This is a genomic window from Kineosporiaceae bacterium SCSIO 59966 (assembly GCA_020881835.1).
Classification (GTDB): domain Bacteria; phylum Actinomycetota; class Actinomycetes; order Actinomycetales; family SCSIO-59966; genus SCSIO-59966.
Genome location: CP052876.1, coordinates 465,549 through 491,288 on the forward strand (window position 1 = coordinate 465,549; position 25,740 = coordinate 491,288).

Here is a 25,740-nt window from a genome sequence, read left to right on the forward strand (position 1 = left end):
CGACTGACCTGAGACCAGGAGCAGACATGAAGCGCAGCAAGTCCTACCGCGCCGCCGCGGAGTCCATCGACCGCAGCCGGCTGTACACCCCCCTCGAGGCCGTCAAGCTGGCCAAGCAGACCTCGACCACGAAGTTCGACCCGACCGTCGAGGTGGCCTTCCGCCTCGGGGTCGACCCGCGCAAGGCCGACCAGATGGTCCGCGGCACCGTCAACCTGCCCCACGGCACCGGCAAGACCGCCCGGGTCCTGGTCTTCGCGACCGGTGACCGTGCTGCGCAGGCCGAGGCCGCCGGAGCCGACATCGTCGGTTCCGACGAGCTCATCGAGAAGGTCGCCGGCGGGTTCCTCGACTTCGACGCCGTCGTCGCCACCCCCGACCTCATGGGCAAGGTCGGGCGCCTCGGCAAGGTGCTCGGTCCCCGCGGGCTGATGCCGAACCCCAAGACCGGCACGGTCACGATGGACGTCGCCAAGGCCGTCACCGACATCAAGGGCGGCAAGATCGAGTTCCGGGTCGACAAGCACGCGAACCTGCACTTCATCATCGGCAAGGCGTCCTTCACCCCCGAGCAGCTCGTGGAGAACTACAGCGCCGCGCTCGACGAGGTGCTGCGGCTCAAGCCGTCGGCCGCCAAGGGCCGCTACATCCAGAAGGCCACCATCGCCACGACGATGGGCCCCGGCATCCCGGTCGACCCGAACCGGACCCGCAACCTCACCGAGGAGACCGTCGACGCCTGACGGCGTCCTCGGGTCCCCCGTCGTGCCGAGACCGCCCGCACCCGCGGGCGGTCTCGGCGTACCCCGCTGCGCCGTCCCGGTGACGGTCCGCGCCGTCGACCGCCTGCCTGCCTAGGATGCCGACACCACCTCACACGCTCGGGAGCACGGTGTACGAGACCACGGCCGCCCGGCGGCCTCCGACGGCGGCTGCCCCCGCGCCCGCCCGGCTGCTGCTCGTCGAGGACGACGACGGCGACGCCTTCCTCGTCACCGAGCTGCTCGCCGAGACCGGCCCGGCCTGGGAGGTGGTCCGGGCCCGCTCGGTCGCCGAGGCGACCGAGGCCCTGCGGCAGCGGACCGCGGTGGTCCTGCTCGACCTCGGCCTGCCGGACGGCGAGGGGATCGACGCCCTGCGCAGCGTCCTGGCGGCCGCCGGCGACGCGGCCGTCGTCTGCCTGACCGGTCTGGACGACGCGCACCGCGGCGTCGCCGCGGTCGCCGCCGGAGCGCAGGACTACCTCGTCAAGGACGAGGTCGACGCGAACCTGCTGCACCGCGCCCTGCGCTACGCCGTCGAGCGCCGCCGGGCCGAGGAGCAGTCCCGGCAGCTGTACGCCTCGCGCATCCAGGCAGCCGAGAACGCCCGGATGGAGCGCGGGCTGCTGCCCCAGCCGTACCTGCGCAGCGACGACCTTGCCATCACCAACCGCTACCGTCCGGGTCGGGACAGCCTGCTGGGCGGCGACTTCTACGACGTCGTCGAGACCGACGACGGCCGGGTCTGGGTCGTCGTCGGCGACGTCGCCGGGCACGGCCCGGACGAGGCCGCCCTCGGGGTGTCCCTGCGGATCGCCTGGCGCACGCTGGTGCTCGCCGGCACCCCGGCCGAGCGGTTGCTGCCGATCCTCCAGGACGTCCTGGTCGCCGAGCGGCGGACGGCCGAGACGTTCACCACCGTGTGCATGCTCGTCGTGTCCCCGGACCGGCGCCGGCTGGAGATCTGGCTGGCCGGCCACCACGTGCCGTACGCCCTGCACCCGCAGGCCGAGCTGCTGCCCTCCGACGGCCGCGGCCCCGCCCTCGGCCTGCTCCCCGGCGCGAGCTGGGCACCCGCGCACGTCGACCTGCCGGAGAGCTGGCGGGTGATGGCGTTCACCGACGGGCTGTTCGAGGGGCGCGTCGGGGACGGCGCTCGCCGTCTCGGCAAGGAGGGCCTGCTCGAGCTGGTCCAGGCCAGCGAGCACCTCGACGACGTCTCCGCCCTGCTCGACGACCTGCTGCGCCAGGTCGTCGACCTCAACGGCGGCCCGCTGTCCGACGACGTCGCGGTCGTCGTCGTCGGCTACCCCGCGACGACCGGGGACGACGGATGAGCCACTGGCGCCTGCACCGCCGGCTGCTGGCCACCCTGGCCGTCACCGCCGCCGTCGTGCTCGTGCTCGTCGCGGTCGCACTGTCCGCGTTCGCCAGCGTGCGCACCCACCAGCGCGAGGTCGTCAACCACTACTACGAGGCGGTCACCTCCGCCAACGACCTGTACGTGGCCCTGGTGCAGATCGAGACGGCGGTCCGCGGCTACGCGCTGACCGGCGACCCCCAGGCCCTCGAGCCGGCGCGGGACGCCCAGTCGGTGCTGGGCGGCGGCGACGCCGACCGGCTGCAGGACCTGCTGGCCGAGGACCCGGAGTCCCTCGCCGCGCTCGAGCAGGCGACTGCGGCCGCCGCGGCGTGGTGGAACGGCTGGGCCCAGCCCGTCGTCGAGCAGGTCGACGTCCAGGGGGCCGGGTCGGTCACCGACGCGCAGGCCGAGGAGGGAGAGCGCCTGTTCGCCGAGCTGCAGCGCACCTACGGTGCCTACGTCGACACCCTCGGCGAGCGGCGGCAGGCCGCTCTGGTGGTGCTCGAGCAGCGCAGCTCCCTGCTCCTGGCCACGGTCGTCGCGGTCGCCGTCGTCGGCCTGCTGGCGTTCGCCGTCCTCGGCTGGTTGCTGCGGCGCTGGGTCACCGGCCCGCTGGAGGAGCTCGCCGCGCGCACCCGCGCCGTCGCGGGCGGCGACCTCGAGCACCCGGTGGACGTCGAGGGGCCGCCGGAGGTCGTCGCCCTGAGCCACGACGTCGAGGGCATGCGACGGGAGCTCGTCGGCCAGATCGCCGCCGCCCGCGCGGCCTCCCGCGAGCTGGAGGCCGCCAAGGGCGAGCTCGAGGCGCGCACCGAGGACCTCGAGCGGTCCAACCGTGAGCTCGAGCAGTTCGCCTACGTCGCCTCGCACGACCTGCAGGAGCCGCTGCGCAAGGTCGCCAGCTTCACCCAGATGCTCCAGCGCCGGTACGGCGGCGAGCTCGACGAGCGCGCCGACCAGTACATCGAGTTCGCCGTCGACGGCGCCAAGCGGATGCAGCAGCTCATCAACGACCTGCTGCAGTTCTCCCGGGTCGGCCGGATCACCGGACCGCAGACCGACGTCGACCTCGACGCCGTCCTCGGGCGGGTCCTGCGCGACCTGGGGGAGCGGATCGACGAGACCGGCGCCACCGTCACCTCCGACCCGCTGCCCACCGTCCGCGGCGAGCAGGGCCTGCTCGGTCAGGTGCTGGCCAACCTCGTCGGCAACGCCCTGAAGTTCCACGGGGACGAGCCGCCGCGCGTCCACGTCGGTGCCCGCCGGGACGGCGACGAGTGGGTGATCGAGGTCAGCGACAACGGGATCGGGATCGAGCCGCAGTACGCCGAACGGGTGTTCGTGCTCTTCCAGCGGCTGCACCCCAAGGACGTCTACGCCGGCACCGGGATCGGTCTGGCCCTCGCCCGCAAGATCGTCGAGCACCACGGCGGCACCATCAGCATCGACACCCAGCGCACCGGGTCCGGGACGTCCGTCCGGTTCACGCTGCCGGTACCCGGTGCCGGCCCGGCCGCCGACGGGCAGGACCCGGCCGCCCTCGGGCAGGATGTGCCCGAGTCGCACCAGACCAGCGACGACACCAGCGTCGACCCGCTCCCCGCCGCGAAGGGCACCGAATGACCCCCGAGACCCGCCCGATCGACGTCCTGCTCGTCGAGGACGATCCCGGTGACGTGCTGATGACCCGCGAGGCGTTCGAGGACAACAAGGTCGCGAACAACCTGTACGTCGTCAACGACGGGGTCATGGCGATGGAGTTCCTCCGCAAGGAGGGCCAGTACGCCGACGCGCCCACCCCCGACCTCGTGCTGCTCGACCTCAACCTGCCGCGGATGGACGGCCGGGAGGTCCTCGCCGCGCTCAAGGAGGACCCCGAGCTGCGGCGGATCCCGGTGGTCGTCCTCACCACATCGGAGGCCGAGGAGGACGTGCTGCGCAGCTACTCCCTGCACGCCAACGCCTACGTGACCAAGCCGGTCGACTTCAGCAGGTTCATCGAGGTCGTCCGGCAGATCGACGAGTTCTTCGTCACCGTCGTCCGGCTACCGAGCCACTGACACCTCGTCCGGCCGGCCGGCGATTTGGTCGCGGGCCGGGCAGGTGCGTATCCTCACGGACGCCGAAGACCGCCGGTCACCACCCGCCAGGGTGGTCGAAGGGTCCCCACGGGGACGGCCAGCGCAGGTGTGACGAGACGACCCGACCCCGGTCGGTGCGGCCCCGTGCAGCCTGCGCGGGGCCTTTTCCGTGTCCGAGCACGCTGTCCCAGCGCGCTCGGGACCTGGGAGACCGGCACCCACCCGGAAGGAGGGCCATGGCGAGGCCTGACAAGGCAGCTGCGGTCGCTGAGCTCAGCGAGCGCTTCCGCAGCTCCACCGCGGGTGTGCTCACCGAGTACCGCGGGCTCACCGTGGCTCAGCTCAAGGAGCTGCGTCGCGCGCTCGGAGAGCACGCCACCTACACCGTGGTGAAGAACACGCTGACCGCGATCGCGGCGAAGGAGGCCGGCGTCGACGCGTTCGACGGCCAGCTCTCCGGTCCCACTGCGATCGCGTTCGTCACCGGGGACCCGGTGGAGGCCGCCAAGGGCCTGCGTGACTTCGCCCGGGCGAACCCCCAGCTGGTGATCAAGGCCGGTTACCTCGAGGGCCGCACCCTCGACGCCGCCGCGATCACGAGCCTGGCGGACCTCGAGTCCCGCGAGGTCCTGCTGGCGAAGCTGGCCGGCGCCATGAAGGCGTCGCTCACCAACGCCGCCTACCTCTTCGCCGCCCCGCTGTCGCAGGCCGCCCGCGCCGTCGACGCCCTGCGGGTCAAGCGAGAGACCGAGACTCCGGCCGGTCAGCCGGAGGCCGCACCGGAGCAGGCCGAGCAGGCCGGCGCCGAGACCACCGAGGGCTGACCGCCCCGCAACGAGGAAGGACACGCCACCATGGCGAAGCTCAGCACCGACGAGCTGCTCGACGCGTTCAAGGAGATGACGCTGATCGAGCTCTCGGAGTTCGTGAAGAAGTTCGAGGACACCTTCGACGTCACCGCGGCCGCCCCGGTCGCCGTGGCCGCTGCCGGTGCCCCGGCCGCGGGCGGCGACGGCGGCGCCGAGGCCGTCGAGGAGAAGGACGAGTTCGACGTCGTCCTCGAGGCCGCCGGCGACAAGAAGATCCAGGTCATCAAGGAGGTCCGCGCCCTGACGAGCCTGGGCCTCAAGGAGGCCAAGGACCTCGTCGACGGCGCCCCGAAGCCGCTCCTGGAGGGCGTCAACAAGGAGACCGCCGACAAGGCCAAGGCCGCCCTCGAGGGCGCCGGGGCCACGGTCACCGTCAAGTGACCTGCCGGTGTCGCGCCACGGCGTGACACGGCGTGACACCTGCCGCGCGGGCGGGGTGGACCACCGGTCCGCCCCGCCCGCGCGTCGCTCCGGCCGACGCGCTGGTGGCCCGCGTCCTTGACGGGAGCCTCCGGTGCGGTCATCCTCGTGCCGCGGCTGCGGTCCCTGCGCGGCTCGGTCGGTGCGCTCGCCCGGTGACGGCGAGCAGCCGGCTCCCGGGGACCGTGGTGGACACGAGCGCCCGGGACGGGTACGCTGTCGCTTTGCGCTGCCCTGTGCCCCCGAACCGCGACCAGGCACCTGCCGGTCACGGACTCCTCGGTGTGCTCACGGCGCGCCCGACCCGCCCGCAGGCCCGTGGAAGGACCCCTCTTGGCTGCCTCGCGCACCGCGTCTGACCCTGGTACCACCTCTGCAGCTCCCCGCCGCATCTCCTTCGCCAAGATCCGTGAACCCCTGGAGGTCCCCGACCTCCTCGCCCTGCAGACCGAGAGCTTCGACTGGCTGCTCGGCAACGAGCGCTGGCAGGCCCGGGTGGCCGAGGCCCTCGAGAACGGCCGTGGTGGTGTGCCCACCACCTCCGGCCTGGAGGAGATCTTCGAGGAGATCTCGCCGATCGAGGACTTCTCCGGCTCCATGCAGCTCTCGTTCCGCGATCACCGCTTCGAGCCGCCCAAGTACTCCCTGGAGGAGTGCAAGGAGCGGGACATGACCTACGCCGCGCCGCTGTTCGTCACCGCCGAGTTCATGAACGCGAACACCGGTGAGATCAAGAGCCAGACGGTGTTCATGGGTGACTTCCCGCTCATGACCTCCCGTGGCACCTTCGTGATCAACGGGACCGAGCGGGTCGTCGTCTCCCAGCTCGTCCGCTCCCCGGGCGTGTACTTCGAGCGGACGCCGGACAAGACGAGTGACAAGGACGTCTTCACCGCCAAGGTCATCCCGTCGCGGGGTGCCTGGCTGGAGTTCGAGGTCGACAAGCGCGACACGGTCGGCGTGCGTATCGACCGCAAGCGCAAGCAGTCCGTCACCGTCCTGCTCAAGGCGCTCGGCTGGTCGGAGTCCCGGATCCTCGAGGAGTTCGGCGAGTTCGAGTCCATCCGCACCACCCTGGAGAAGGACCACGTCGCCGACAGCGACGAGGCCCTGCTCGACATCTACCGCAAGCTCCGGCCGGGCGAGCCCCCGACCCGCGAGGCCGCGCAGACGCTGCTGGAGAACCTCTACTTCAACGCCAAGCGCTACGACCTGGCCAAGGTCGGCCGGTACAAGATCAACCGCAAGCTCGGTCTCGAGGCGCCGCTGAGCGACACGGTGCTGTCGATGGACGACATCATCGCGACGATCCGGTTCCTCGTCACCCTGCACGCCGGCGGCACCTCCATGCCCGGCCGCCGGGACGGCCAGGACGTCGACCTCCGGGTCGAGGTCGACGACATCGACCACTTCGGCAACCGGCGCCTGCGCACGGTCGGCGAGCTCATCCAGAACCAGGTCCGCACCGGCCTGTCCCGGATGGAGCGCGTCGTCCGGGAGCGGATGACCACCCAGGACGTCGAGGCGATCACGCCGCAGACCCTGATCAACATCCGGCCGGTCGTCGCCTCCATCAAGGAGTTCTTCGGCACCAGCCAGCTCTCCCAGTTCATGGACCAGACCAACCCGATCGCGGGCCTGACGCACAAGCGCCGGCTGTCCGCGCTCGGCCCCGGCGGCCTGTCCCGCGACCGCGCCGGCTTCGAGGTCCGCGACGTCCACCCGTCGCACTACGGCCGGATGTGCCCGATCGAGACCCCCGAGGGGCCGAACATCGGCCTCATCGGCTCGCTGTCGAGCTACGCCCGGATCAACCCGTTCGGGTTCGTCGAGACCCCGTACCGCAAGGTCGACAACGGCCGGGTCACCGACGAGATCGTCTACCTCACCGCGGACGAGGAGGACGAGTACGTCATCGCCCAGGCGAACGCGCCGCTGGACGACGACAACACGTTCTCCGAGGAGCGGGTGCTGGTGCGCGCCAAGGGTGGCGAGGTCGAGTTCGTGCCCCGCTCCGACGTCGACTTCATGGACGTCTCGGCGCGGCAGATGGTCTCCGTCGCCACCGCGATGATCCCGTTCCTCGAGCACGACGACGCGAACCGCGCGCTGATGGGCTCGAACATGCAGCGCCAGGCCGTCCCGCTGCTGCGGGCCGAGGCGCCGCTGGTCGGCACCGGTATGGAGCGGCCCGCGGCGGTCGACGCCGGTGACGTCGTCGTCGCCGAGGCCGCCGGGGTCGTCACCGAGGTCTCCGCCGAGGCGGTGACCGTCACCGGTGACGACGGGCGGGCCCAGACCTACCGGCTGGCCAAGTTCCGCCGCTCGAACCAGGGCACCTCGTACAACCAGCGGGTCCTCGTCGACGAGGGCGACCGGGTCGAGGCCGGCGACGTGCTGGCCGACGGTCCGTCCACCGACAACGGCGAGCTGGCGCTCGGGAAGAACCTGCTCGTCGCGTTCATGTCGTGGGAGGGCTACAACTTCGAGGACGCGATCATCCTGTCCCAGCGGCTGGTCCAGGACGACACCCTCTCGTCGATCCACATCGACGAGCACGAGGTCGACGCCCGGGACACCAAGCTCGGTCCGGAGGAGATCACCCGGGACATCCCCAACGTCTCCGAGGAGGTGCTGGCGGACCTCGACGAGCGCGGCATCATCCGGATCGGCGCCGAGGTGGTGCCCGGTGACATCCTCGTCGGCAAGGTCACGCCGAAGGGCGAGACCGAACTGACTCCGGAGGAGCGCCTGCTGCGCGCCATCTTCGGGGAGAAGGCCCGCGAGGTGCGGGACACCTCGCTGAAGGTGCCGCACGGCGAGACGGGCACCGTCATCGGCGTCAAGGTCTTCGACCGCGACGAGGGCGACGAGCTGCCCCCGGGGGTCAACCAGCTCGTGCGGGTCTACATCGCCCAGAAGCGCAAGATCACGGACGGCGACAAGCTCGCCGGCCGGCACGGCAACAAGGGCGTGATCTCCAAGATCCTGCCGATCGAGGACATGCCGTTCCTCGAGGACGGCACCCCGGTCGACATCGTGCTCAACCCGCTCGGCGTGCCGGGCCGGATGAACATCGGTCAGGTGCTCGAGCTGCACCTCGGGTGGGTCGCCAAGCAGGGCTGGAAGGTCGAGGGTGACCCGCAGTGGGCTGCCCGGCTGACCGAGCAGTCCCGCCAGGCGGCCGCGGGCACCCCGATCGCCTCGCCGGTCTTCGACGGCGTCTCCGAGCAGGAGGTCACCGGTCTGCTGTCCTCGACGCTGCCGAACGCCGACGGCGACGTCCTCGTGGACGCCGACGGCAAGGCACGGCTGTTCGACGGCCGCAGCGGGGAGCCGTTCCCGGAGCCGGTGTCGGTCGGCTACATGTACATCCTCAAGCTCCACCACCTCGTCGACGACAAGATCCACGCCCGCTCGACCGGCCCGTACTCGATGATCACCCAGCAGCCGCTCGGTGGTAAGGCGCAGTTCGGCGGACAGCGGTTCGGCGAGATGGAGGTCTGGGCGCTGGAGGCGTACGGCGCCGCCTACGCCCTGCAGGAGCTGCTGACCATCAAGTCCGACGACGTCCTGGGCCGGGTCAAGGTCTACGAGGCGATCGTCAAGGGCGAGAACATCCCCGAGCCCGGCATCCCGGAGTCGTTCAAGGTGCTGATCAAGGAGATGCAGTCGCTGTGCCTCAACGTCGAGGTGCTGTCCAGCGACGGCATGTCGATCGAGATGCGGGAGACCGACGACGACGTCTTCCGCGCTGCCGAGGAGCTCGGCATCGACCTGTCCCGGCGCGAGCCGAGCAGCGTCGAAGAGGTCTGACGGACCGGGACCGGGCGCCACGGGCGCCGGTCCCGCCGCCGGCCATCCGTCAGACCAGAGGCAAGACCTCAGACACGAGAGAAGGACACACGTGCTCGACGTCAACTTCTTCGACGAGCTACGCATCGGCCTCGCCACCGCCGATGACATCCGCCAGTGGTCGCACGGCGAGGTGAAGAAGCCCGAGACGATCAACTACCGCACCCTCAAGCCGGAGAAGGACGGGCTCTTCTGCGAGAAGATCTTCGGTCCCACCCGCGACTGGGAGTGCTACTGCGGCAAGTACAAGCGGGTCCGCTTCAAGGGCATCATCTGCGAGCGCTGCGGCGTCGAGGTGACCCGCGCCAAGGTTCGCCGTGAGCGGATGGGCCACATCGAGCTCGCCGCCCCGGTCACCCACATCTGGTACTTCAAGGGCGTGCCGAGCCGGCTGGGCTACCTGCTCGACCTGGCGCCGAAGGACCTCGAGAAGGTCATCTACTTCGCCGCCTACATGATCACGTGGGTGGACGAGGAGGGTCGCCACCGCGACCAGTCCTCGCTGCAGGCCCAGATCGAGGTGGAGAAGAAGGAGATCGCCGACCGGCGCGACGCCGACGTCGAGGCCCGGGCCCAGCGGCTCGAGGCCGACCTCGCCGAGCTCGAGGCCGAGGGTGCCAAGAGCGACGCCCGGCGCAAGGTCCGGGAGTCCGCCGAGCGGGAGATGAACCAGATCCGCCGTCGCGCCGACGCCGAGATCGAGCGGCTCGACCAGGTCTGGGACCGCTTCGTCAACCTCAAGGTCGCCGACCTCGAGGGCGACGAGGTGCTCTACCGCGAGCTGCGTGACCGGTACGGTCTGTACTTCGAGGGCGGGATGGGCGCGGCCGCGATCCAGAAGCGGCTGGAGTCCTTCGACCTCGAGGCCGAGGCCGAGCGGCTGCGCGAGATCATCGCCAACGGCAAGGGCCAGCGCAAGACCCGCGCCCTCAAGCGGCTCAAGGTCGTCTCGGCGTTTCTCACCACCACCAACTCCCCGCTGGGCATGGTCCTGGACGCCGTCCCGGTCATCCCGCCGGACCTGCGCCCGATGGTGCAGCTCGACGGTGGCCGGTTCGCCACCTCGGACCTCAACGACCTGTACCGCCGGGTCATCAACCGGAACAACCGGCTCAAGCGGCTCCTCGACCTCGGCGCGCCGGAGATCATCGTCAACAACGAGAAGCGGATGCTGCAGGAGGCCGTGGACTCGCTGTTCGACAACGGCCGTCGCGGCCGGCCGGTCACCGGCCCGGGCAACCGCCCGCTGAAGTCGCTGTCCGACATGCTCAAGGGCAAGCAGGGCCGCTTCCGTCAGAACCTGCTCGGGAAGCGGGTCGACTACTCCGGCCGCTCGGTCATCGTCGTCGGCCCCCAGCTCAAGCTGCACCAGTGCGGCCTGCCCAAGCAGATGGCCCTGGAGCTGTTCAAGCCGTTCGTCATGAAGCGGCTCGTCGACCTCAACCACGCGCAGAACATCAAGTCCGCCAAGCGGATGGTGGAGCGCGCACGACCGGTCGTCTGGGACGTGCTGGAGGAGGTCATCACCGAGCACCCGGTGCTGCTCAACCGGGCGCCGACGCTGCACCGCCTCGGCATCCAGGCCTTCGAGCCGCAGCTCGTCGAGGGCAAGGCGATCCAGATCCACCCGCTCGTGTGCACCGCGTTCAACGCGGACTTCGACGGGGACCAGATGGCCGTGCACCTGCCGCTGTCGGCCGAGGCGCAGGCCGAGGCGCGGATCCTCATGCTGTCGAGCAACAACATCCTCAAGCCCGCCGACGGCCGTCCGGTCACCATGCCCACCCAGGACATGATCATCGGCCTGTACCACCTCACCTCGGAGCACGAGGGTGCCGTCGGGGAGGGCCGGTCGTTCTCGTCCGTCGCCGAGGCGCTGATGGCCTTCGACGCCGGCGAGCTGGCGGTCAACGCCACGGTGCGGATCCGGCTCGAGGGCGAGCTGCCCCCGCCCGGCACGAAGATCCCCGACGGCTGGGAGTTCCCGGCGCCGATCGACATCGAGACGACGCTCGGCCGGGCGCTGTTCAACGAGACCCTCCCGGAGGGGTACCCCTTCGTCAACGTCGTCGTCGACAAGAAGGTGCTCTCCGGCATCGTCAACGAGCTCGCGGAGCGCTACCCGAAGGTCCAGGTGGCGGCGTCCCTCGACGCGCTCAAGACCCTGGGGTTCCACTGGGCGACCCGGTCCGGCTCGACGATCTCGATCTCGGACGTCGTCCCGCCGCCGCACAAGCAGGAGATCCTGGAGTCCTACGAGGCGAAGGCCGAGAAGGTCCAGCAGCAGTACGAGATGGGCCTGATCACCGACGACGAGCGCCGCCAGGAGCTCATCGAGATCTGGACCCAGGCGACGAACGAGGTGGCCCGGGACCTGGAGACCCACATCCCGCCCACGAACTCCATCTTCCGGATGGTGTCCTCCGGCGCCCGGGGCAACTGGATGCAGATGCGGCAGATCGCCGGCATCAAGGGCCTGGTCGCCAACCCCAAGGGCGAGATCATCCCGCGGCCGGTGAAGTCCTCCTTCCGTGACGGGCTCTCCGTGCTGGAGTACTTCATCTCCAGCCACGGCGCCCGCAAGGGCCTGGCCGACACCGCGCTGCGGACCGCCGACTCGGGCTACCTCACCCGGCGCCTCGTCGACGTCTCCCAGGACGTCATCGTCCGCGAGGAGGACTGCGGTACCGACCGAGGCCTCATCTACACCATCGCGACCGAGGGTCCCGACGGCGTCCTGCGCAAGTCCGACACCGTGGAGTCCACGGTGTACGCCCGGACGCTGGCCTCCGACGTGGTCGTCGACGGCGAGGTCGTGGCGACGGCAGGCGCGGACGTCGGCGACGTCCTCATCGACGAGCTCGTCGGCCGGGGCGTGACCGAGGTCAAGGTGCGCTCCGTGCTGACCTGCGAGTCCCGGGTAGGCACCTGCGCTCGCTGCTACGGCCGTTCACTGGCCACCGGCAAGCTCGTCGACATCGGGGAAGCGGTCGGCATCATCTCCGCCCAGTCCATCGGTGAGCCGGGCACGCAGCTGACGATGCGGACCTTCCACGTCGGTGGGGTGGCCTCCGAGGGCGGCGACATCACCCACGGTCTGCCGCGTGTCGCCGAGCTGTTCGAGGCCCGCACCCCCAAGGGCGTGGCTCCGATCGCCGAGGTCGCCGGCCGGGTTCAGGTCGACGACACCGAGCGCACCCGGCGGCTCGTCATCACCCCGGACGACGGGTCCGAGGAGGTGGCCTACCCGCTGGCCCGCCGGGCCCGGTTGCTGGTCGAGGACGGCGACCACGTCGCGGTCGGCCAGCAGCTCGTGGCCGGGTCCGTCGACCCCAAGCAGGTCCTGCGCATCCTCGGACCTCGCGCGGTGCAGAAGCACCTCGTCGACGAGGTGCAGGAGGTCTACCGCAGCCAGGGCGTCGGCATCCACGACAAGCACATCGAGGTCATCGTCCGGCAGATGCTCCGCCGGGTGACGATCATCGACTCCGGGGACTCCAACCTGCTCCCCGGTGAGCTCGTCGAGCGCTCGCGCTTCGAGGAGGAGAACCGGCGGGTGGTCGCCGAGGGTGGTCAGCCCGCAGCAGGCCGGCCGGAGCTCATGGGCATCACGAAGGCGTCGCTGGCCACGGAGTCGTGGCTGTCGGCGGCCTCCTTCCAGGAGACCACCCGCGTGCTCACCGAGGCCGCCCTGCACGGGCGCAGCGACCCGCTGCTCGGCCTCAAGGAGAACGTGATCATCGGCAAGCTGATCCCGGCCGGCACGGGGCTGACCCGCTACCGCAACGTCCGGGTGGAGCCGACCGAGGAGGCCAAGGCGGCCATGTACGCGATGCCCGGCTACGACGAGGTGGACTACGGGCACTTCGGCGGCGGCTCGGGCCAGGCCGTCCCGCTGGAGGAGTACGACCTCGGCGGCTACGACCGCTGAGCACCCTCGTCCGTGGGCCCCGCCGCGCGGCGGGGCCCACGGACGCCGGACCGGTGGCCGGTGCCGTTTTGACCGTGCTCACCGGCCCCGGGTAGGCTGACCAACCGGTCCGGGCCGACACGTGCGCCCTGCCCTCGTCCGGGCGGACGGACGACACGCCCGAGCGCGGGGGTCGGGCCGGCGGACGCGGTCCGGGAGAGTCGAGCCCGGCGCGGCCCGCAGGAACCGCACCGCACGACCCAGAACCACCCACGACACGACACGGAGACACATCGGTGCCCACGATCCAGCAGCTGGTCCGCAAGGGCCGCCAGGACAAGGTCGGGAAGCAGAAGACCCCGGCCCTCAAGGGGAGCCCCCAGCGGCGCGGCGTGTGCACCCGCGTGTACACGACCACCCCGAAGAAGCCGAACTCGGCGCTGCGCAAGGTCGCGCGCGTGCGCCTGTCGAGCGGGATCGAGGTCACCGCCTACATCCCGGGCGTGGGGCACAACCTCCAGGAGCACTCCATCGTGCTCGTGCGCGGCGGCCGGGTGAAGGACCTGCCCGGCGTCCGCTACAAGATCATCCGCGGCTCGCTCGACACCCAGGGGGTCAAGGGTCGCAAGCAGGCCCGGAGCCGTTACGGCGCGAAGAAGGAGAAGAGCTGATGCCCCGCAAGGGCCCGGCCCCCAAGCGGCCGCTCGTCGTGGACCCGGTCTACGGCTCCCCGCTGGTCACCCAGCTGGTCAACAAGGTGCTGATGGACGGCAAGAAGTCGACCGCCGAGCGCATCGTCTACGGCGCGCTCGAAGGCTGCCGGGAGAAGACCGGCCAGGACCCGGTGATCGCTCTGAAGCGCGCCCTGGACAACGTGAAGCCGGCCCTGGAGGTCCGCTCCCGCCGGGTCGGCGGCGCGACCTACCAGGTGCCCGTCGAGGTCCGGGCCGGCCGCTCGACGACGCTCGCCCTGCGCTGGCTCGTCGGCTACGCCCGTCAGCGTCGGGAGAAGACGATGACCGAGCGGCTCATGAACGAGATCCTCGACGCGAGCAACGGCCTCGGTGCCGCGGTGAAGCGGCGCGAGGACACCCACAAGATGGCCGAGTCCAACAAGGCCTTCGCGCACTACCGCTGGTGACGCCGCGCGGCGGCTCCACGCCGCCGCCCGGCAAGCCGGCCCCCCCGGCCCCCCGGACGACTCCGAGACGAGGCGAGACACACCCGTGGCACTCGACGTGCTGACGGACCTCAAGAAGGTCCGCAACATCGGCATCATGGCGCACATCGACGCCGGCAAGACCACCACCACCGAGCGGATCCTGTTCTACACCGGGATCAACTACAAGATCGGTGAGACCCACGACGGCTCCGCCACGATGGACTGGATGGAGCAGGAGCAGGAGCGCGGCATCACCATCACGTCGGCCGCGACGACGTGCTTCTGGGAGGGCAACCAGATCAACATCATCGACACGCCCGGCCACGTCGACTTCACCGTCGAGGTCGAGCGGTCGCTGCGCGTGCTCGACGGCGCGGTCGCCGTCTTCGACGGCAAGGAGGGCGTGGAGCCGCAGTCCGAGACCGTGTGGCGGCAGGCGGACAAGTACGACGTCCCGCGGATCTGCTTCGTCAACAAGATGGACAAGCTGGGCGCGGACTTCTTCTTCACCGTCCGGACGATCGTCGAGCGCCTGGGTGCCAAGCCCCTGGTGCTCCAGGTGCCGATCGGCTCCGAGAGCAGCTTCCAGGGTGTCGTCGACCTCGTCTACAACCGCGCCCTGACCTGGCGCGGCGAGGTGCAGATGGGCCAGGACTACGAGATCGAGGAGGTCCCCGAGGACCTCCGGGAGATCGTCGCGGAGTACCGCCAGCAGCTCGTGGAGACCGTGGCGGAGTCCGACGAGGAGCTGCTCGACAAGTACCTCGGCGGTGAGGAGCTGACCCCCGAGGAGATCAAGGGGGCCATCCGCCGGCTGACGATCGCCAGCGAGGTCTACCCGGTGCTGTGCGGCTCGGCGTTCAAGAACAAGGGCGTGCAGCCCATGCTGGACGCCGTCGTCGACTACCTGCCCTCGCCGCTGGACGTGCCGCCGGTCCAGGGCCACAAGCCCGGCGACGAGGAGGCGGTCGTCACGCGCGAGCCGAGCGCGAAGGCCCCCTTCGCCGGGCTGGCGTTCAAGGTCGTCTCGCACCCGTTCTTCGGTCGGCTGACGTACCTGCGGGTGTACTCCGGCAAGGTCGCCTCCGGTGCGCAGGTGGTGAACTCCACCAAGGGCAAGAAGGAGCGGATCGGCAAGCTCTTCCAGATGCACGCCAACAAGGAGAACCCGGTCGAGGAGGCGACGGCGGGGCACATCTACGCCGTCATCGGGCTCAAGGACACGACGACCGGGGACACGCTCTGCGACCCGGCCGACCAGATCGTCCTGGAGTCGATGAGCTTCCCCGAGCCGGTCATCCACGTGGCCATCGAGCCCAAGACCAAGGGCGACCAGGAGAAGCTGTCCACCGCCATCCAGAAGCTGGCCGAGGAGGACCCGACGTTCTCCGTCCGGCTGGACGAGGAGACCGGTCAGACCGTCATCGGCGGCATGGGCGAGCTGCACCTCGACATCCTGGTGGACCGTATGCGCCGGGAGTTCAAGGTCGAGGCGAACGTGGGCAAGCCGCAGGTCGCCTACCGCGAGACGATCCGCCGCAAGGTGGAGAAGGTCGACTACACCCACAAGAAGCAGACCGGCGGTTCCGGGCAGTACGCGAAGGTGCAGGTCACCATCGAGCCGCTGGACACCGCCGAGGGCGTGACCTACGAGTTCGAGAACAAGGTCACCGGCGGTCGCGTGCCCCGGGAGTACATCCCCAGCGTGGACGCCGGCATCCAGGACGCGATGCAGCTCGGTGTCGTCGCGGGCTACCCGCTCGTCGGGATCAAGGCGACGTTGCTGGACGGCGCCTACCACGACGTCGACTCCTCGGAGATGGCGTTCAAGATCGCGGGCTCCATGGTCCTCAAGGAGGCCGTCAAGCGGGCCGACCCGGTTCTTCTCGAGCCGGTGATGTCCGTCGAGGTGCGCACGCCCGAGGAGTACATGGGCGACGTCATCGGCGACCTCAACTCCCGCCGTGGCCACATCCAGGCCATGGAGGACATCAGCGGCGCCAAGGTCGTGCGCGCGCTGGTGCCGCTGTCGGAGATGTTCGGGTACGTCGGCGACCTGCGGTCCAAGACCCAGGGCCGGGCGATGTACACGATGCAGTTCGACTCCTACGCGGAGGTTCCGCGGAACGTCGCCGAGGAGATCGTCAAGAAGGTCCGAGGCGAGTAGCACCCTCCCGGCGGCCGAACCCGGTCGTCGGGGCCGTAAACTCACGCGCCGGCACCACACCGGACGGCGTACACGACAAGTCCTGAGGAGGACCCCCAGTGGCGAAGGCGAAGTTCGAGCGGACTAAGCCGCACGTCAACATCGGCACCATTGGTCACATCGACCACGGCAAGACGACGCTGACGGCAGCTATCAGCAAGGTGCTGCACGACAAGTACCCGGACCTGAACCCCTTCACGCCGTTCGACGAGATCGACAAGGCGCCGGAGGAGAAGCAGCGCGGTATCACCATCTCCATCGCGCACATCGAGTACCAGACCGAGTCGCGGCACTACGCGCACGTCGACTGCCCGGGTCACGCGGACTACATCAAGAACATGATCACGGGTGCCGCGCAGATGGACGGGGCCATCCTCGTGGTCGCTGCGACCGACGGCCCGATGCCGCAGACCAAGGAGCACGTGCTGCTGGCCCGTCAGGTCGGCGTGCCGTACATCGTCGTGGCGCTGAACAAGGCGGACATGGTCGACGACGAGGAGATCCTCGAGCTCGTCGAGATGGAGGTCCGGGAGCTGCTGTCGCAGTACGAGTTCCCGGGTGACGACGTCCCGGTGGTGCGCGTCTCGGCGCTCAAGGCGCTCGAGGGCGACCCCGAGTGGTCCGAGAAGCTCATGGAGCTCATGGACGCCGTCGACACCGCCATCCCGGAGCCGGAGCGCGACGTCGACAAGCCGTTCCTCATGCCGGTCGAGGACGTCTTCACCATCACCGGCCGCGGCACGGTCGTCACCGGCCGCGTCGAGCGCGGTGTCCTCCGCGTCAACGAGGAGGTGGAGATCGTCGGCATCAAGGAGAAGTCGCTGAAGACGACGGTCACCGGCGTGGAGATGTTCCGCAAGCTGCTCGACGAGGCCCGTGCGGGCGAGAACGTCGGTCTGCTGCTGCGCGGTACCAAGCGCGAGGAGGTGGAGCGCGGCCAGGTCGTCTGCAAGCCGGGCTCGATCACCCCGCACACCGAGTTCGAGGCGCGGGTCTACATCCTCGGCAAGGACGAGGGTGGCCGGCACAACCCGTTCTACTCGAACTACCGTCCGCAGTTCTACTTCCGGACGACCGACGTCACCGGCGTCATCCAGCTGCCCGAGGGCACCGAGATGGTCATGCCCGGCGACAACACCGAGATGACGGTTCAGCTGATCCAGCCGATCGCGATGGAGGAGGGCCTGCGCTTCGCCATCCGCGAGGGCGGCCGCACCGTCGGCGCCGGCCAGGTGACGAAGATCCTCAAGTGACGTTCTGACGTCACGGGGGCGGGCCCGGGTACGCAGCGTGTGCCCGGGCCCGGCCACGTCAGAGGCCGGATTGGCCAAAGGGTCACGGCCTCTGGCACACTAGACAGGTTGCTCGGCGCGGGCCGGCGCCCGGCGGTTCGCACCGGAAGGTGCGTCCCGGCGGGGACCACCGCGGCGGCGTCCGGGACCAAGCGGTCCGACAACCACGAGAGTCAAGGGCACGTCAGCGTGCCGGGCGGGACGCGGTCAGACACCGCGACACGCCCGACCTCGGGGGTCGGACCGGCCCGGGACAGAAGCGGGACGACGAGAGAGAGTCAGACGACGCCATGGCGGGACAGAAGATCCGCATCCGGCTCAAGTCCTACGACCACGAGGTGATCGACAGCTCGGCGCGCAAGATCGTCGACACGGTGACCCGGGCCGGGGCGACAGTCGTGGGGCCGGTGCCGCTCCCGACCGAGAAGAACGTGTACTGCGTCATCCGGTCGCCCCACAAGTACAAGGACAGCCGCGAGCACTTCGAGATGCGGACGCACAAGCGGCTCATCGACATCATCGATCCCACGCCGAAGGCCGTCGACTCGCTCATGCGGCTCGACCTGCCGGCCGACGTGAACATCGAGATCAAGCTCTGAGGGACTGCAGCGCCATGACTACCGAGACGACAAGGCGTGTCACCGGCCTGCTCGGCACCAAGCTGGGGATGACCCAGGTCTGGGACGCCGACGGCCGGCTGGTGCCGGTCACCGTGATCCAGGCCGGTCCCTGCGTGGTGACGCAGGTCCGCACGCCGGAGGTCGACGGCTACAGCGCCGTTCAGCTGGCCTTCGGGGCGATCGACCCACGCAAGGTGACCAAGCCGCTCACCGGGCACTTCGAGAAGGCCGGCGTGACCCCCCGCCGCCACCTCGTCGAGCTGCGCACCTCCGACGCCGCGGAGTACTCCGCCGGCCAGGAGCTGACCGCGGAGGTGTTCACCGCCGGCCAGAGCGTCGACGTCGTGGGCACGACGAAGGGCAAGGGCACGGCCGGCGTGATGAAGCGGCACGGCTTCGCCGGCGTCGGCGCCTCGCACGGTGCCCACCGCAACCACCGCAAGCCCGGCTCGATCGGCGGCGCATCCACCCCCGGCCGCGTCTTCAAGGGCCTGCGGATGGCCGGCCGGATGGGCAACGAGCGTCAGACCACCCAGAACCTGACCGTGCACGCGGTCGACGCGGACAAGGGGCTGCTGCTCGTCAAGGGCGCGGTCCCTGGCCCCCGCGGAGGCGTCGTGCTCGTCAAGACCGCGGCGAAGGCCGCGCCCGAGGAGGCGTGACGATGGCTCCCACCGACCAGACCCGCACCGCCGTCGACGTCCGAGACGCCTCGGGTGCCACGGTGGGCACGCGCGAGCTGCCCGCCGAGGTGTTCGACGTCCAGACCAACGTGCCGCTGATCCACCAGGTCGTCGTCGGTCAGCTGGCCGCCGCCCGCCAGGGCACGCACGACACCAGGTCCCGCGGTGAGGTGCGCGGCGGGGGGCGCAAGCCCTACCGGCAGAAGGGCACCGGCCGGGCGCGGCAGGGTTCGCTGCGCGCGCCGCAGTTCGCCGGCGGTGGCACCGTGCACGGGCCGACGCCGCGCGACTACACCCAGCGCACCCCGAAGAAGATGAAGGCCGCCGCCCTGCGGGGCGCCCTGTCCGACCGGGCCCGGCACGGCCGGGTGCACGTCGTCAGCGCCCTGGTGGACGGCGACACCCCCTCCACCAAGGCCGCGGTCCAGGCGCTGGGCGCGGTGAGCTCCCGGCGCAACGTGCTCGTCGTGCTGGAGCGCGACGACGAGGTCACCTGGAAGAGCCTGCGCAACGTCGACGGCGTGCACCTGCTCGTCGCGGACCAGCTCAACACCTACGACGTGCTGTGCTCCGACGACGTCGTGTTCACCACCGGCGCGCTCGACGCGTTCCTCGCCGGGCCGGTGACCGGACGGTCCGCGAAGGCCGTCGCCACCGAGTCCGAGGCAGCCGAGGCGGCGGCCGAGGCGGCCGGGACGTCCGAGGAGGAGGCCAAGTGACCACCGCAGCCAGCCACTACCGCGACCCCCGCGACATCCTCATCGCGCCTGTCGTGTCCGAGAAGTCGTACGGGCTGCTCGACGAGGGTAAGTACACCTTCCTCGTCGACCCCCGGGCCAACAAGACCCAGATCAAGCTCGCGGTCGAGAAGGTCTTCGGGGTCAAGGTGGCGTGGGTCAACACCGCCAACCGTGAGGGCAAGCGCCGTCGCACCCGGTTCGGGACCGGCAAGCGCAAGGACACCAAGCGCGCGATCGTGACGCTGCGCGAGGGCACCATCGACATCTTCGGAGGACCGGTCTCCTGACCGGGCCGACGTCCGAGCACATCGAGGACTGACTCACCATGGGAATCCGCAAGTACAAGCCGACGACGCCGGGCCGCCGTGGCTCCAGCGTCGCCGACTTCGTCGAGGTCACCCGGTCGGAGCCGGAGAAGTCGCTGGTCCGTCCCCTGACCAAGAAGGGCGGCCGCAACAGCAGCGGCCGGATCACCACCCGGCACCAGGGTGGTGGGCACAAGCGCGCCTACCGGGTCATCGACTTCCGTCGGGCCGACAAGGACGGCGTGCCGGCCAAGGTCGCGCACATCGAGTACGACCCGAACCGCACCGCCCGGATCGCGCTGCTGCACTACGCGGACGGTACGAAGCGGTACATCCTCGCGCCGCACCGACTGCGCCAGGGGGACCTCGTCGAGAACGGGCCGGGTGCGGACATCAAGCCGGGGAACAACCTGCCGCTGCGCAACATCCCGGTCGGCACCGTCGTGCACGCGATCGAGCTGCGCCCCGGCGGCGGGGCGAAGATCGCCCGCTCGGCCGGCACCTCGGTGCAGCTCGTCGCCAAGGAGGGGCCGAACGCCCAGCTGCGGATGCCGTCGGGGGAGATCCGCAACGTCGACGTCCGCTGCCGCGCCACCGTCGGCGAGGTCGGCAACGCCGAGCAGTCCAACATCAACTGGGGTAAGGCCGGACGGATGCGCTGGAAGGGCAAGCGCCCGACCGTCCGCGGTGTCGCGATGAACCCGATCGACCACCCGCACGGTGGTGGTGAGGGCAAGACCTCGGGTGGTCGCCACCCGGTCAGCCCCTGGGGTCAGCCCGAGGGCCGCACCCGCCAGGCCAACAAGGCCAGTGACCGCCAGATCGTCCGTCGCCGCCGCACCGGCAAGAAGCGCTGATAGGAGCCCGACACGATGCCTCGCAGCCTGAAGAAGGGCCCCTTCGTCGACGACCACCTCATGAAGAAGGTGGACGAGCAGAACAGCAAGGGGACCAAGAACGTCATCCGGACCTGGTCCCGGCGCTCGATGATCGTGCCGGACATGCTCGGCCACACGATCGCCGTGCACGACGGCCGCAAGCACGTGCCGGTGTTCATCACCGAGGCGATGGTCGGCCACAAGCTCGGGGAGTTCGCGCCCACGCGGACGTTCCGCGGCCACGAGAAGGACGACCGCAAGGCCCGTCGCCGGTGACGGCGCACCAGCCACAGCCGGTGACGGCGCACCAGCCACAGTCGGTGACGGCGCACCAGCCACAGTCGCTGACGCGACGAATCTTCTAGAGACGAGAAGGCAGGACAGCGATGGAAGCCAAGGCGCAGGCGCGGTACGTCCGCGTCACGCCCCAGAAGGCTCGGCGCGTCGTGGACCTCATCCGGGGCCGCCAGGCCGGCGAGGCCGTGTCGGTGCTGCGGTTCGCGCCGCAGGCGGCGAGCGAGCCGGTGCGCAAGGTCGTGGAGAGCGCGATCGCCAACGCCCGGGTCAAGGCCGACCGCGCCAGCGAGCCGTTCGACGAGCGTGAGCTCGTCGTCCGGGCGGCGTTCGTGGACGAGGGTCCGACGATGAAGCGGTTCCGCCCGCGGGCGCAGGGTCGCGCGTTCCGGATCAACAAGCGCACCAGCCACATCACCGTGGTCGTGGGCCCGCGCCCCGACGCGCGCAGGACCGACACAGGGAGGAACTCCTAGTGGGCCAGAAGATCAACCCCAACGGGTTCCGGCTCGGCATCACCACCGACCACCGGTCGCGCTGGTTCGCCGACAGCACCAAGCCCGGTCAGCGGTACCGCGACTACGTCAAGGAGGACGTCGCCATCCGCCGGCTCATGTCCACCGGCATGGAGCGCGCGGGCATCGCCAAGGTGGAGATCGAGCGCACCCGCGACCGGGTCCGTGTCGACATCCACACCGCCCGTCCCGGCATCGTGATCGGGCGCCGTGGCGCGGAGGCCGACCGGCTGCGCGGGGAGCTGGAGAAGCTCACCGGCAAGCAGGTGCAGCTCAACATCCTCGAGGTGAAGAACCCCGAGACCGACGCCCAGCTCGTCGCCCAGGGCATCGCCGAGCAGCTGTCCAGCCGGGTGTCGTTCCGGCGCGCGATGCGCAAGGGGATGCAGACCGCGCTGCGCGCCGGCGCCAAGGGCGTCCGGGTGCAGTGCTCCGGCCGGCTCGGTGGCGCCGAGATGAGCCGCTCGGAGTTCTACCGTGAGGGCCGGGTGCCGCTGCACACGCTGCGCGCGAACATCGACTACGGCTTCTACGAGGCGCGCACCACCTTCGGCCGGATCGGCGTGAAGGTCTGGATCTACAAGGGCGACATGACGCAGCGCGAGCTCGCGCAGCAGCAGGCCGCCGCCGCCGGTCCGCGCGCCCCCCGGGGCCCGCGGAGTGACCGCCCCCAGCGCGGACGCCGTCCGGCCACTGCGGGTGCCGCCACCGGCGGCGCCCCGGCCGAGGCCGCCGCCACGACCGGATCGGAGGGCTGACGTGCTCGTCCCCCGTCGACTCAAGCACCGCAAGCAGCACCACCCCAAGCGGTCCGGGGCTGCCAAGGGCGGGACGACCGTCGCGTTCGGTGACTACGGCATCCAGGCGCTGGAGCCCGCCTACGTCACGAACCGGCAGATCGAGTCCGCCCGAATCGCGATGACCCGCTACATCAAGCGCGGCGGGAAGGTCTGGATCAACATCTACCCCGACCGGCCGCTGACCAAGAAGCCGGCCGAGACCCGGATGGGTTCCGGCAAGGGCTCCCCGGAGTGGTGGGTGGCCAACGTCAAGCCCGGCCGGGTGATGTTCGAGCTGTCCGGCGTCCCGGAGCCGGTGGCACGCGAGGCGATGCGCCTGGCGATGCACAAGCTCCCCATGAAGTGCCGCTTCGTGCGGCGCGAGGGTGGTGATCAGTGATGGCAGTCGGTTCCAAGGACCTCACCCCGGCCGACCTGCGCACGTTCGAGGACGAGCGCCTGGCCGAGGAGCTGCGCAAGGCGAAGGAGGAGCTGTTCAACCTCCGCTTCCAGTCGGCCACCGGCCAGCTGGAGAGCCACGGGCGGCTCAAGGCCGTCCGGCGCGACATCGCCCGGATCTACACGGTCATGCGCGAGCGCGAGCTCGGCATCGGCGAGATCGAGGCCGAGGGCGGGAGCGAGCAGTGAGCGAGCAGGAGAGCATGGACAAGCAGACCGAGCAGACCGGGCAGACCAGGCAGACCGGGCAGACCGGGCAGCGCGGCAACCGGAAGGTCCGTCGCGGCTACGTCGTCAGCGACAAGATGGACAAGACCGTCGTGGTCGCTGTCGAGGACCGGGTGAAGCACCCGCTCTACGGCAAGGTCATGCGGCGCACCAACAAGGTCAAGGTCCACGACGAGCAGAACACCGCCGGCACCGGCGACCTCGTCCTGATCATGGAGACCCGACCGCTGTCCGCGACGAAGCGCTGGCGCCTCGTCGAGGTCCTCGAGAAGGCCAAGTAGTCCACCCACCAGGTTCCGTCAGGCTCGAAGAGAGAACCGACGTGACGACAGGAGTTCGACAGTGATCCAGCAGGAGTCGCGGCTGAAGGTCGCCGACAACACGGGTGCCAAGGAGATCCTCTGCATCCGCGTTCTCGGCGGCTCCGGGCGCCGCTACGCCGGCATCGGCGACGTCATCGTGGCGACCGTCAAGGACGCCATCCCCGGCGGCAACGTCAAGAAGGGCGACGTCGTCAAGGCCGTGGTCGTGCGCACTCGCAAGGAGCGCCGCCGCCCGGACGGCTCGTACATCAAGTTCGACGAGAACGCCGCGGTCATCCTGCGGGCGGACGGCGACCCGCGCGGCACCCGCATCTTCGGCCCCGTCGGCCGTGAGCTGCGGGACAAGAAGTTCATGAAGATCATCTCGCTGGCGCCGGAGGTGCTCTGACCATGGCGAAGCTCAAGATCAAGAAGGGCGACCTCGTCCAGGTGATCACCGGGGCCTCGCAGGCCAACGGCGGCGACCGCGGCAAGCAGGGCAAGGTCATCGCGGTCCTCCCAGACACCCAGCGCGTCATCGTCGAGGGTGTCAACCGGGTCAAGAAGCACCGCAAGGTCGGCAGCACCGGCCGCGGTGGCCGCACCGGCGGGATCGAGACCCACGAGGCGCCGCTGCACATCAGCAACGTGATGCTCGTCGACCCGGAGACGAAGAAGCCCACCCGGGTCGGCTACCGCACCGAGACGACCGAGCGCGACGGCCGTGAGCGCACCGTGCGCGTCCGGGTCGCCAAGCGCTCCGGTAAGGACATCTGAGATGACCCAGACCACCACCGCGACCGACTACGCAGGCCCGCGCCTGCGGGCCCGCTACCGCGACGAGATCGTGCCGGCCCTGCGGGAGGAGTTCTCCTACCAGAACGTCATGCAGGTCCCCGGCCTGGTCAAGGTCGTCGTCAACATGGGTGTCGGTGACGCCGCCCGCGACGCCAAGCTCATCGAGGGTGCCGTGCGCGACCTGGCCACCATCACCGGCCAGAAGCCGGCGGTGACCAGGGCCCGCAAGTCGATCGCCCAGTTCAAGCTGCGCGAGGGCATGCCGATCGGGGCCCACACGACGCTGCGCGGGGACCGGATGTGGGAGTTCCTCGACCGGCTGCTGTCGATCGCCCTGCCGCGCATCCGTGACTTCCGCGGGCTGTCGCCCAAGCAGTTCGACGGCCACGGCAACTACACCTTCGGTCTCACCGAGCAGTCGATGTTCCACGAGATCGACCAGGACCGCGTCGACCGTGTCCGCGGCATGGACATCACGGTCGTCACGACAGCCACGACGGACGACGAGGGGCGTGCCCTGCTGCGCCGGCTCGGCTTCCCCTTCAAGGAGGACTGAGATGGCCAAGAAGGCGCTGATCGCCAAGGCCGCGCGCAAGCCGAAGTACGAGGTGCGCGCCTACACCCGGTGCCAGCGGTGCGGTCGTCCGCACTCCGTGTACCGCAAGTTCGGGCTGTGCCGCGTGTGCCTGCGCGAGATGGCCCACGCCGGGGAGCTCCCCGGCGTCACGAAGAGCAGCTGGTAACCACGACATCGCAGGTCCCCGGTCCGCCGGAGCGGGGATACCACGGTGAGGAAGGGCGGAGAGCCCGATGACCATGACCGACCCGATCGCGGACATGCTGACCCGCGTGCGGAACGCCAACGCGGCGTACCACGACACGGTGAGCATGCCGTACAGCAAGCTGAAGTCCCGGATCGCCGAGATCCTCCAGGCCGAGGGGTACATCGCCGGCTGGAAGGTCGAGGACGCCGAGGTGGGCAAGAAGCTCGTCGTCGAGCTCAAGTTCGGCCCCAACCGCGAGCGGTCCATCGCCGGCATCCGCCGGGTGAGCAAGCCCGGTCTGCGGGTGTACGCCAAGTCGACCAACCTGCCCCGCGTCCTGGGTGGCCTCGGCGTCGCGATCATCTCGACGTCGTCCGGGCTGCTCACCGACCGACAGGCAGCCAAGCAGGGCGTGGGCGGGGAAGTCCTCGCCTACGTCTGGTGAGACGGGAGGAG

The 25,740-nt window shown here is 70.2% G+C and carries 28 protein-coding genes; all 28 read left to right on the top strand.

The annotated features are described in order from the left end of the window. Nucleotides 1-26: 26 nt before the first annotated feature. The 28 genes from rplA to rpsH all read left to right on the top strand — a co-directional run bounded on the left by rplA (nucleotide 27) and on the right by rpsH (nucleotide 25,729). On the top strand, nucleotides 27-743 hold the full coding sequence (rplA, locus tag HJG43_02330; protein UER53580.1) for a 50S ribosomal protein L1: 717 nt from the start codon (nucleotides 27-29) through the stop codon (nucleotides 741-743). 116 nt (nucleotides 744-859) lie between these two features. Continuing rightward, a complete protein-coding gene (locus tag HJG43_02335; GenBank protein UER53581.1) occupies nucleotides 860-2,098 on the top strand; it encodes a SpoIIE family protein phosphatase in 1,239 nt (412 codons plus the stop codon). Then, a complete protein-coding gene (locus HJG43_02340; protein ID UER53582.1) occupies nucleotides 2,095-3,747 on the top strand; it encodes a HAMP domain-containing protein in 1,653 nt (550 codons plus the stop codon). Before HJG43_02335 ends, HJG43_02340 begins: the two co-directional genes overlap by 4 nt. Then, nucleotides 3,744-4,184 (top strand): response regulator, encoded by a 441-nt coding sequence (locus tag HJG43_02345; GenBank protein UER53583.1) that lies wholly within the window; start codon nucleotides 3,744-3,746, stop codon nucleotides 4,182-4,184. Before HJG43_02340 ends, HJG43_02345 begins: the two co-directional genes overlap by 4 nt. 257 nt (nucleotides 4,185-4,441) lie before the next feature. Continuing rightward, a complete protein-coding gene (rplJ, locus tag HJG43_02350) occupies nucleotides 4,442-5,029 on the top strand; it encodes a 50S ribosomal protein L10 (protein UER53584.1) in 588 nt (195 codons plus the stop codon). Nucleotides 5,030-5,059: 30 nt separating this feature from the next. Further along, nucleotides 5,060-5,455, top strand: a complete 396-nt coding sequence (rplL, locus tag HJG43_02355; GenBank protein ID UER53585.1) for a 50S ribosomal protein L7/L12 — start codon at nucleotides 5,060-5,062, stop codon at nucleotides 5,453-5,455. 372 nt (nucleotides 5,456-5,827) lie between these two features. After that, nucleotides 5,828-9,310, top strand: a complete 3,483-nt coding sequence (gene rpoB, locus HJG43_02360; protein UER53586.1) for a DNA-directed RNA polymerase subunit beta — start codon at nucleotides 5,828-5,830, stop codon at nucleotides 9,308-9,310. Nucleotides 9,311-9,401: 91 nt separating this feature from the next. After that, on the top strand, nucleotides 9,402-13,280 hold the full coding sequence (locus tag HJG43_02365; protein UER53587.1) for a DNA-directed RNA polymerase subunit beta': 3,879 nt from the start codon (nucleotides 9,402-9,404) through the stop codon (nucleotides 13,278-13,280). A gap of 275 nt (nucleotides 13,281-13,555) precedes the next feature. Further along, complete coding sequence (locus tag HJG43_02370; protein ID UER53588.1) at nucleotides 13,556-13,930, top strand: 30S ribosomal protein S12; 375 nt, start codon at nucleotides 13,556-13,558, stop codon at nucleotides 13,928-13,930. Continuing rightward, on the top strand, nucleotides 13,930-14,400 hold the full coding sequence (gene rpsG, locus HJG43_02375) for a 30S ribosomal protein S7 (GenBank protein UER53589.1): 471 nt from the start codon (nucleotides 13,930-13,932) through the stop codon (nucleotides 14,398-14,400). The genes HJG43_02370 and rpsG overlap by 1 nt, the downstream gene beginning before the upstream one ends. Before the next feature lie 85 nt (nucleotides 14,401-14,485). Then, nucleotides 14,486-16,588: an elongation factor G gene (gene fusA, locus HJG43_02380; protein ID UER53590.1), complete on the top strand. Its 2,103-nt coding sequence runs from the start codon at nucleotides 14,486-14,488 to the stop codon at nucleotides 16,586-16,588. A 98-nt stretch (nucleotides 16,589-16,686) separates the two neighbouring features. Continuing rightward, entirely contained in the window at nucleotides 16,687-17,880 is a 1,194-nt protein-coding gene (gene tuf / locus HJG43_02385; GenBank protein UER53591.1) for an elongation factor Tu, read from the top strand. A 329-nt stretch (nucleotides 17,881-18,209) separates the two neighbouring features. Then, nucleotides 18,210-18,518 carry a 30S ribosomal protein S10 gene (rpsJ, locus tag HJG43_02390; protein UER53592.1) on the top strand — a complete coding sequence of 103 codons (309 nt, stop codon included), beginning with the start codon at nucleotides 18,210-18,212 and terminating at the stop codon, nucleotides 18,516-18,518. A 47-nt stretch (nucleotides 18,519-18,565) separates the two neighbouring features. Next, nucleotides 18,566-19,201, top strand: a complete 636-nt coding sequence (rplC, locus tag HJG43_02395) for a 50S ribosomal protein L3 (protein UER55636.1) — start codon at nucleotides 18,566-18,568, stop codon at nucleotides 19,199-19,201. Between the two features lie 2 nt (nucleotides 19,202-19,203). Next, on the top strand, nucleotides 19,204-19,941 hold the full coding sequence (rplD, locus tag HJG43_02400; protein UER53593.1) for a 50S ribosomal protein L4: 738 nt from the start codon (nucleotides 19,204-19,206) through the stop codon (nucleotides 19,939-19,941). Then, nucleotides 19,938-20,249 carry a 50S ribosomal protein L23 gene (gene rplW / locus HJG43_02405; GenBank protein UER53594.1) on the top strand — a complete coding sequence of 104 codons (312 nt, stop codon included), beginning with the start codon at nucleotides 19,938-19,940 and terminating at the stop codon, nucleotides 20,247-20,249. Before rplD ends, rplW begins: the two co-directional genes overlap by 4 nt. Before the next feature lie 38 nt (nucleotides 20,250-20,287). Next, a complete protein-coding gene (gene rplB, locus HJG43_02410; protein ID UER53595.1) occupies nucleotides 20,288-21,124 on the top strand; it encodes a 50S ribosomal protein L2 in 837 nt (278 codons plus the stop codon). 15 nt (nucleotides 21,125-21,139) lie between these two features. After that, entirely contained in the window at nucleotides 21,140-21,421 is a 282-nt protein-coding gene (rpsS, locus tag HJG43_02415; GenBank protein UER53596.1) for a 30S ribosomal protein S19, read from the top strand. A 110-nt stretch (nucleotides 21,422-21,531) separates the two neighbouring features. After that, nucleotides 21,532-21,915, top strand: coding sequence for a 50S ribosomal protein L22 (gene rplV, locus HJG43_02420; protein ID UER53597.1), 384 nt, complete (start codon nucleotides 21,532-21,534; stop codon nucleotides 21,913-21,915). After that, nucleotides 21,915-22,712 (top strand): 30S ribosomal protein S3, encoded by a 798-nt coding sequence (rpsC, locus tag HJG43_02425; protein UER53598.1) that lies wholly within the window; start codon nucleotides 21,915-21,917, stop codon nucleotides 22,710-22,712. Before rplV ends, rpsC begins: the two co-directional genes overlap by 1 nt. A 1-nt stretch (nucleotide 22,713) precedes the next feature. Next, entirely contained in the window at nucleotides 22,714-23,133 is a 420-nt protein-coding gene (rplP, locus tag HJG43_02430) for a 50S ribosomal protein L16 (GenBank protein ID UER53599.1), read from the top strand. Then, the gene (locus HJG43_02435; protein ID UER53600.1) at nucleotides 23,133-23,381 is read left to right on the top strand and encodes a 50S ribosomal protein L29; all 249 of its coding nucleotides are present in this window, start codon (nucleotides 23,133-23,135) and stop codon (nucleotides 23,379-23,381) included. Before rplP ends, HJG43_02435 begins: the two co-directional genes overlap by 1 nt. Before the next feature lie 14 nt (nucleotides 23,382-23,395). Next, nucleotides 23,396-23,701, top strand: coding sequence for a 30S ribosomal protein S17 (gene rpsQ / locus HJG43_02440; protein ID UER55637.1), 306 nt, complete (start codon nucleotides 23,396-23,398; stop codon nucleotides 23,699-23,701). A 61-nt stretch (nucleotides 23,702-23,762) separates the two neighbouring features. Continuing rightward, nucleotides 23,763-24,131 (top strand): 50S ribosomal protein L14, encoded by a 369-nt coding sequence (rplN, locus tag HJG43_02445; protein ID UER53601.1) that lies wholly within the window; start codon nucleotides 23,763-23,765, stop codon nucleotides 24,129-24,131. Between the two features lie 2 nt (nucleotides 24,132-24,133). Further along, nucleotides 24,134-24,499 (top strand): 50S ribosomal protein L24, encoded by a 366-nt coding sequence (gene rplX, locus HJG43_02450; GenBank protein UER53602.1) that lies wholly within the window; start codon nucleotides 24,134-24,136, stop codon nucleotides 24,497-24,499. A gap of 1 nt (nucleotide 24,500) precedes the next feature. Next, entirely contained in the window at nucleotides 24,501-25,076 is a 576-nt protein-coding gene (rplE, locus tag HJG43_02455) for a 50S ribosomal protein L5 (protein ID UER53603.1), read from the top strand. Between the two features lies 1 nt (nucleotide 25,077). Then, nucleotides 25,078-25,263, top strand: coding sequence for a type Z 30S ribosomal protein S14 (locus tag HJG43_02460; GenBank protein UER53604.1), 186 nt, complete (start codon nucleotides 25,078-25,080; stop codon nucleotides 25,261-25,263). 67 nt (nucleotides 25,264-25,330) lie between these two features. Next, complete coding sequence (gene rpsH / locus HJG43_02465; GenBank protein ID UER53605.1) at nucleotides 25,331-25,729, top strand: 30S ribosomal protein S8; 399 nt, start codon at nucleotides 25,331-25,333, stop codon at nucleotides 25,727-25,729. Nucleotides 25,730-25,740 lie beyond the last annotated feature (11 nt).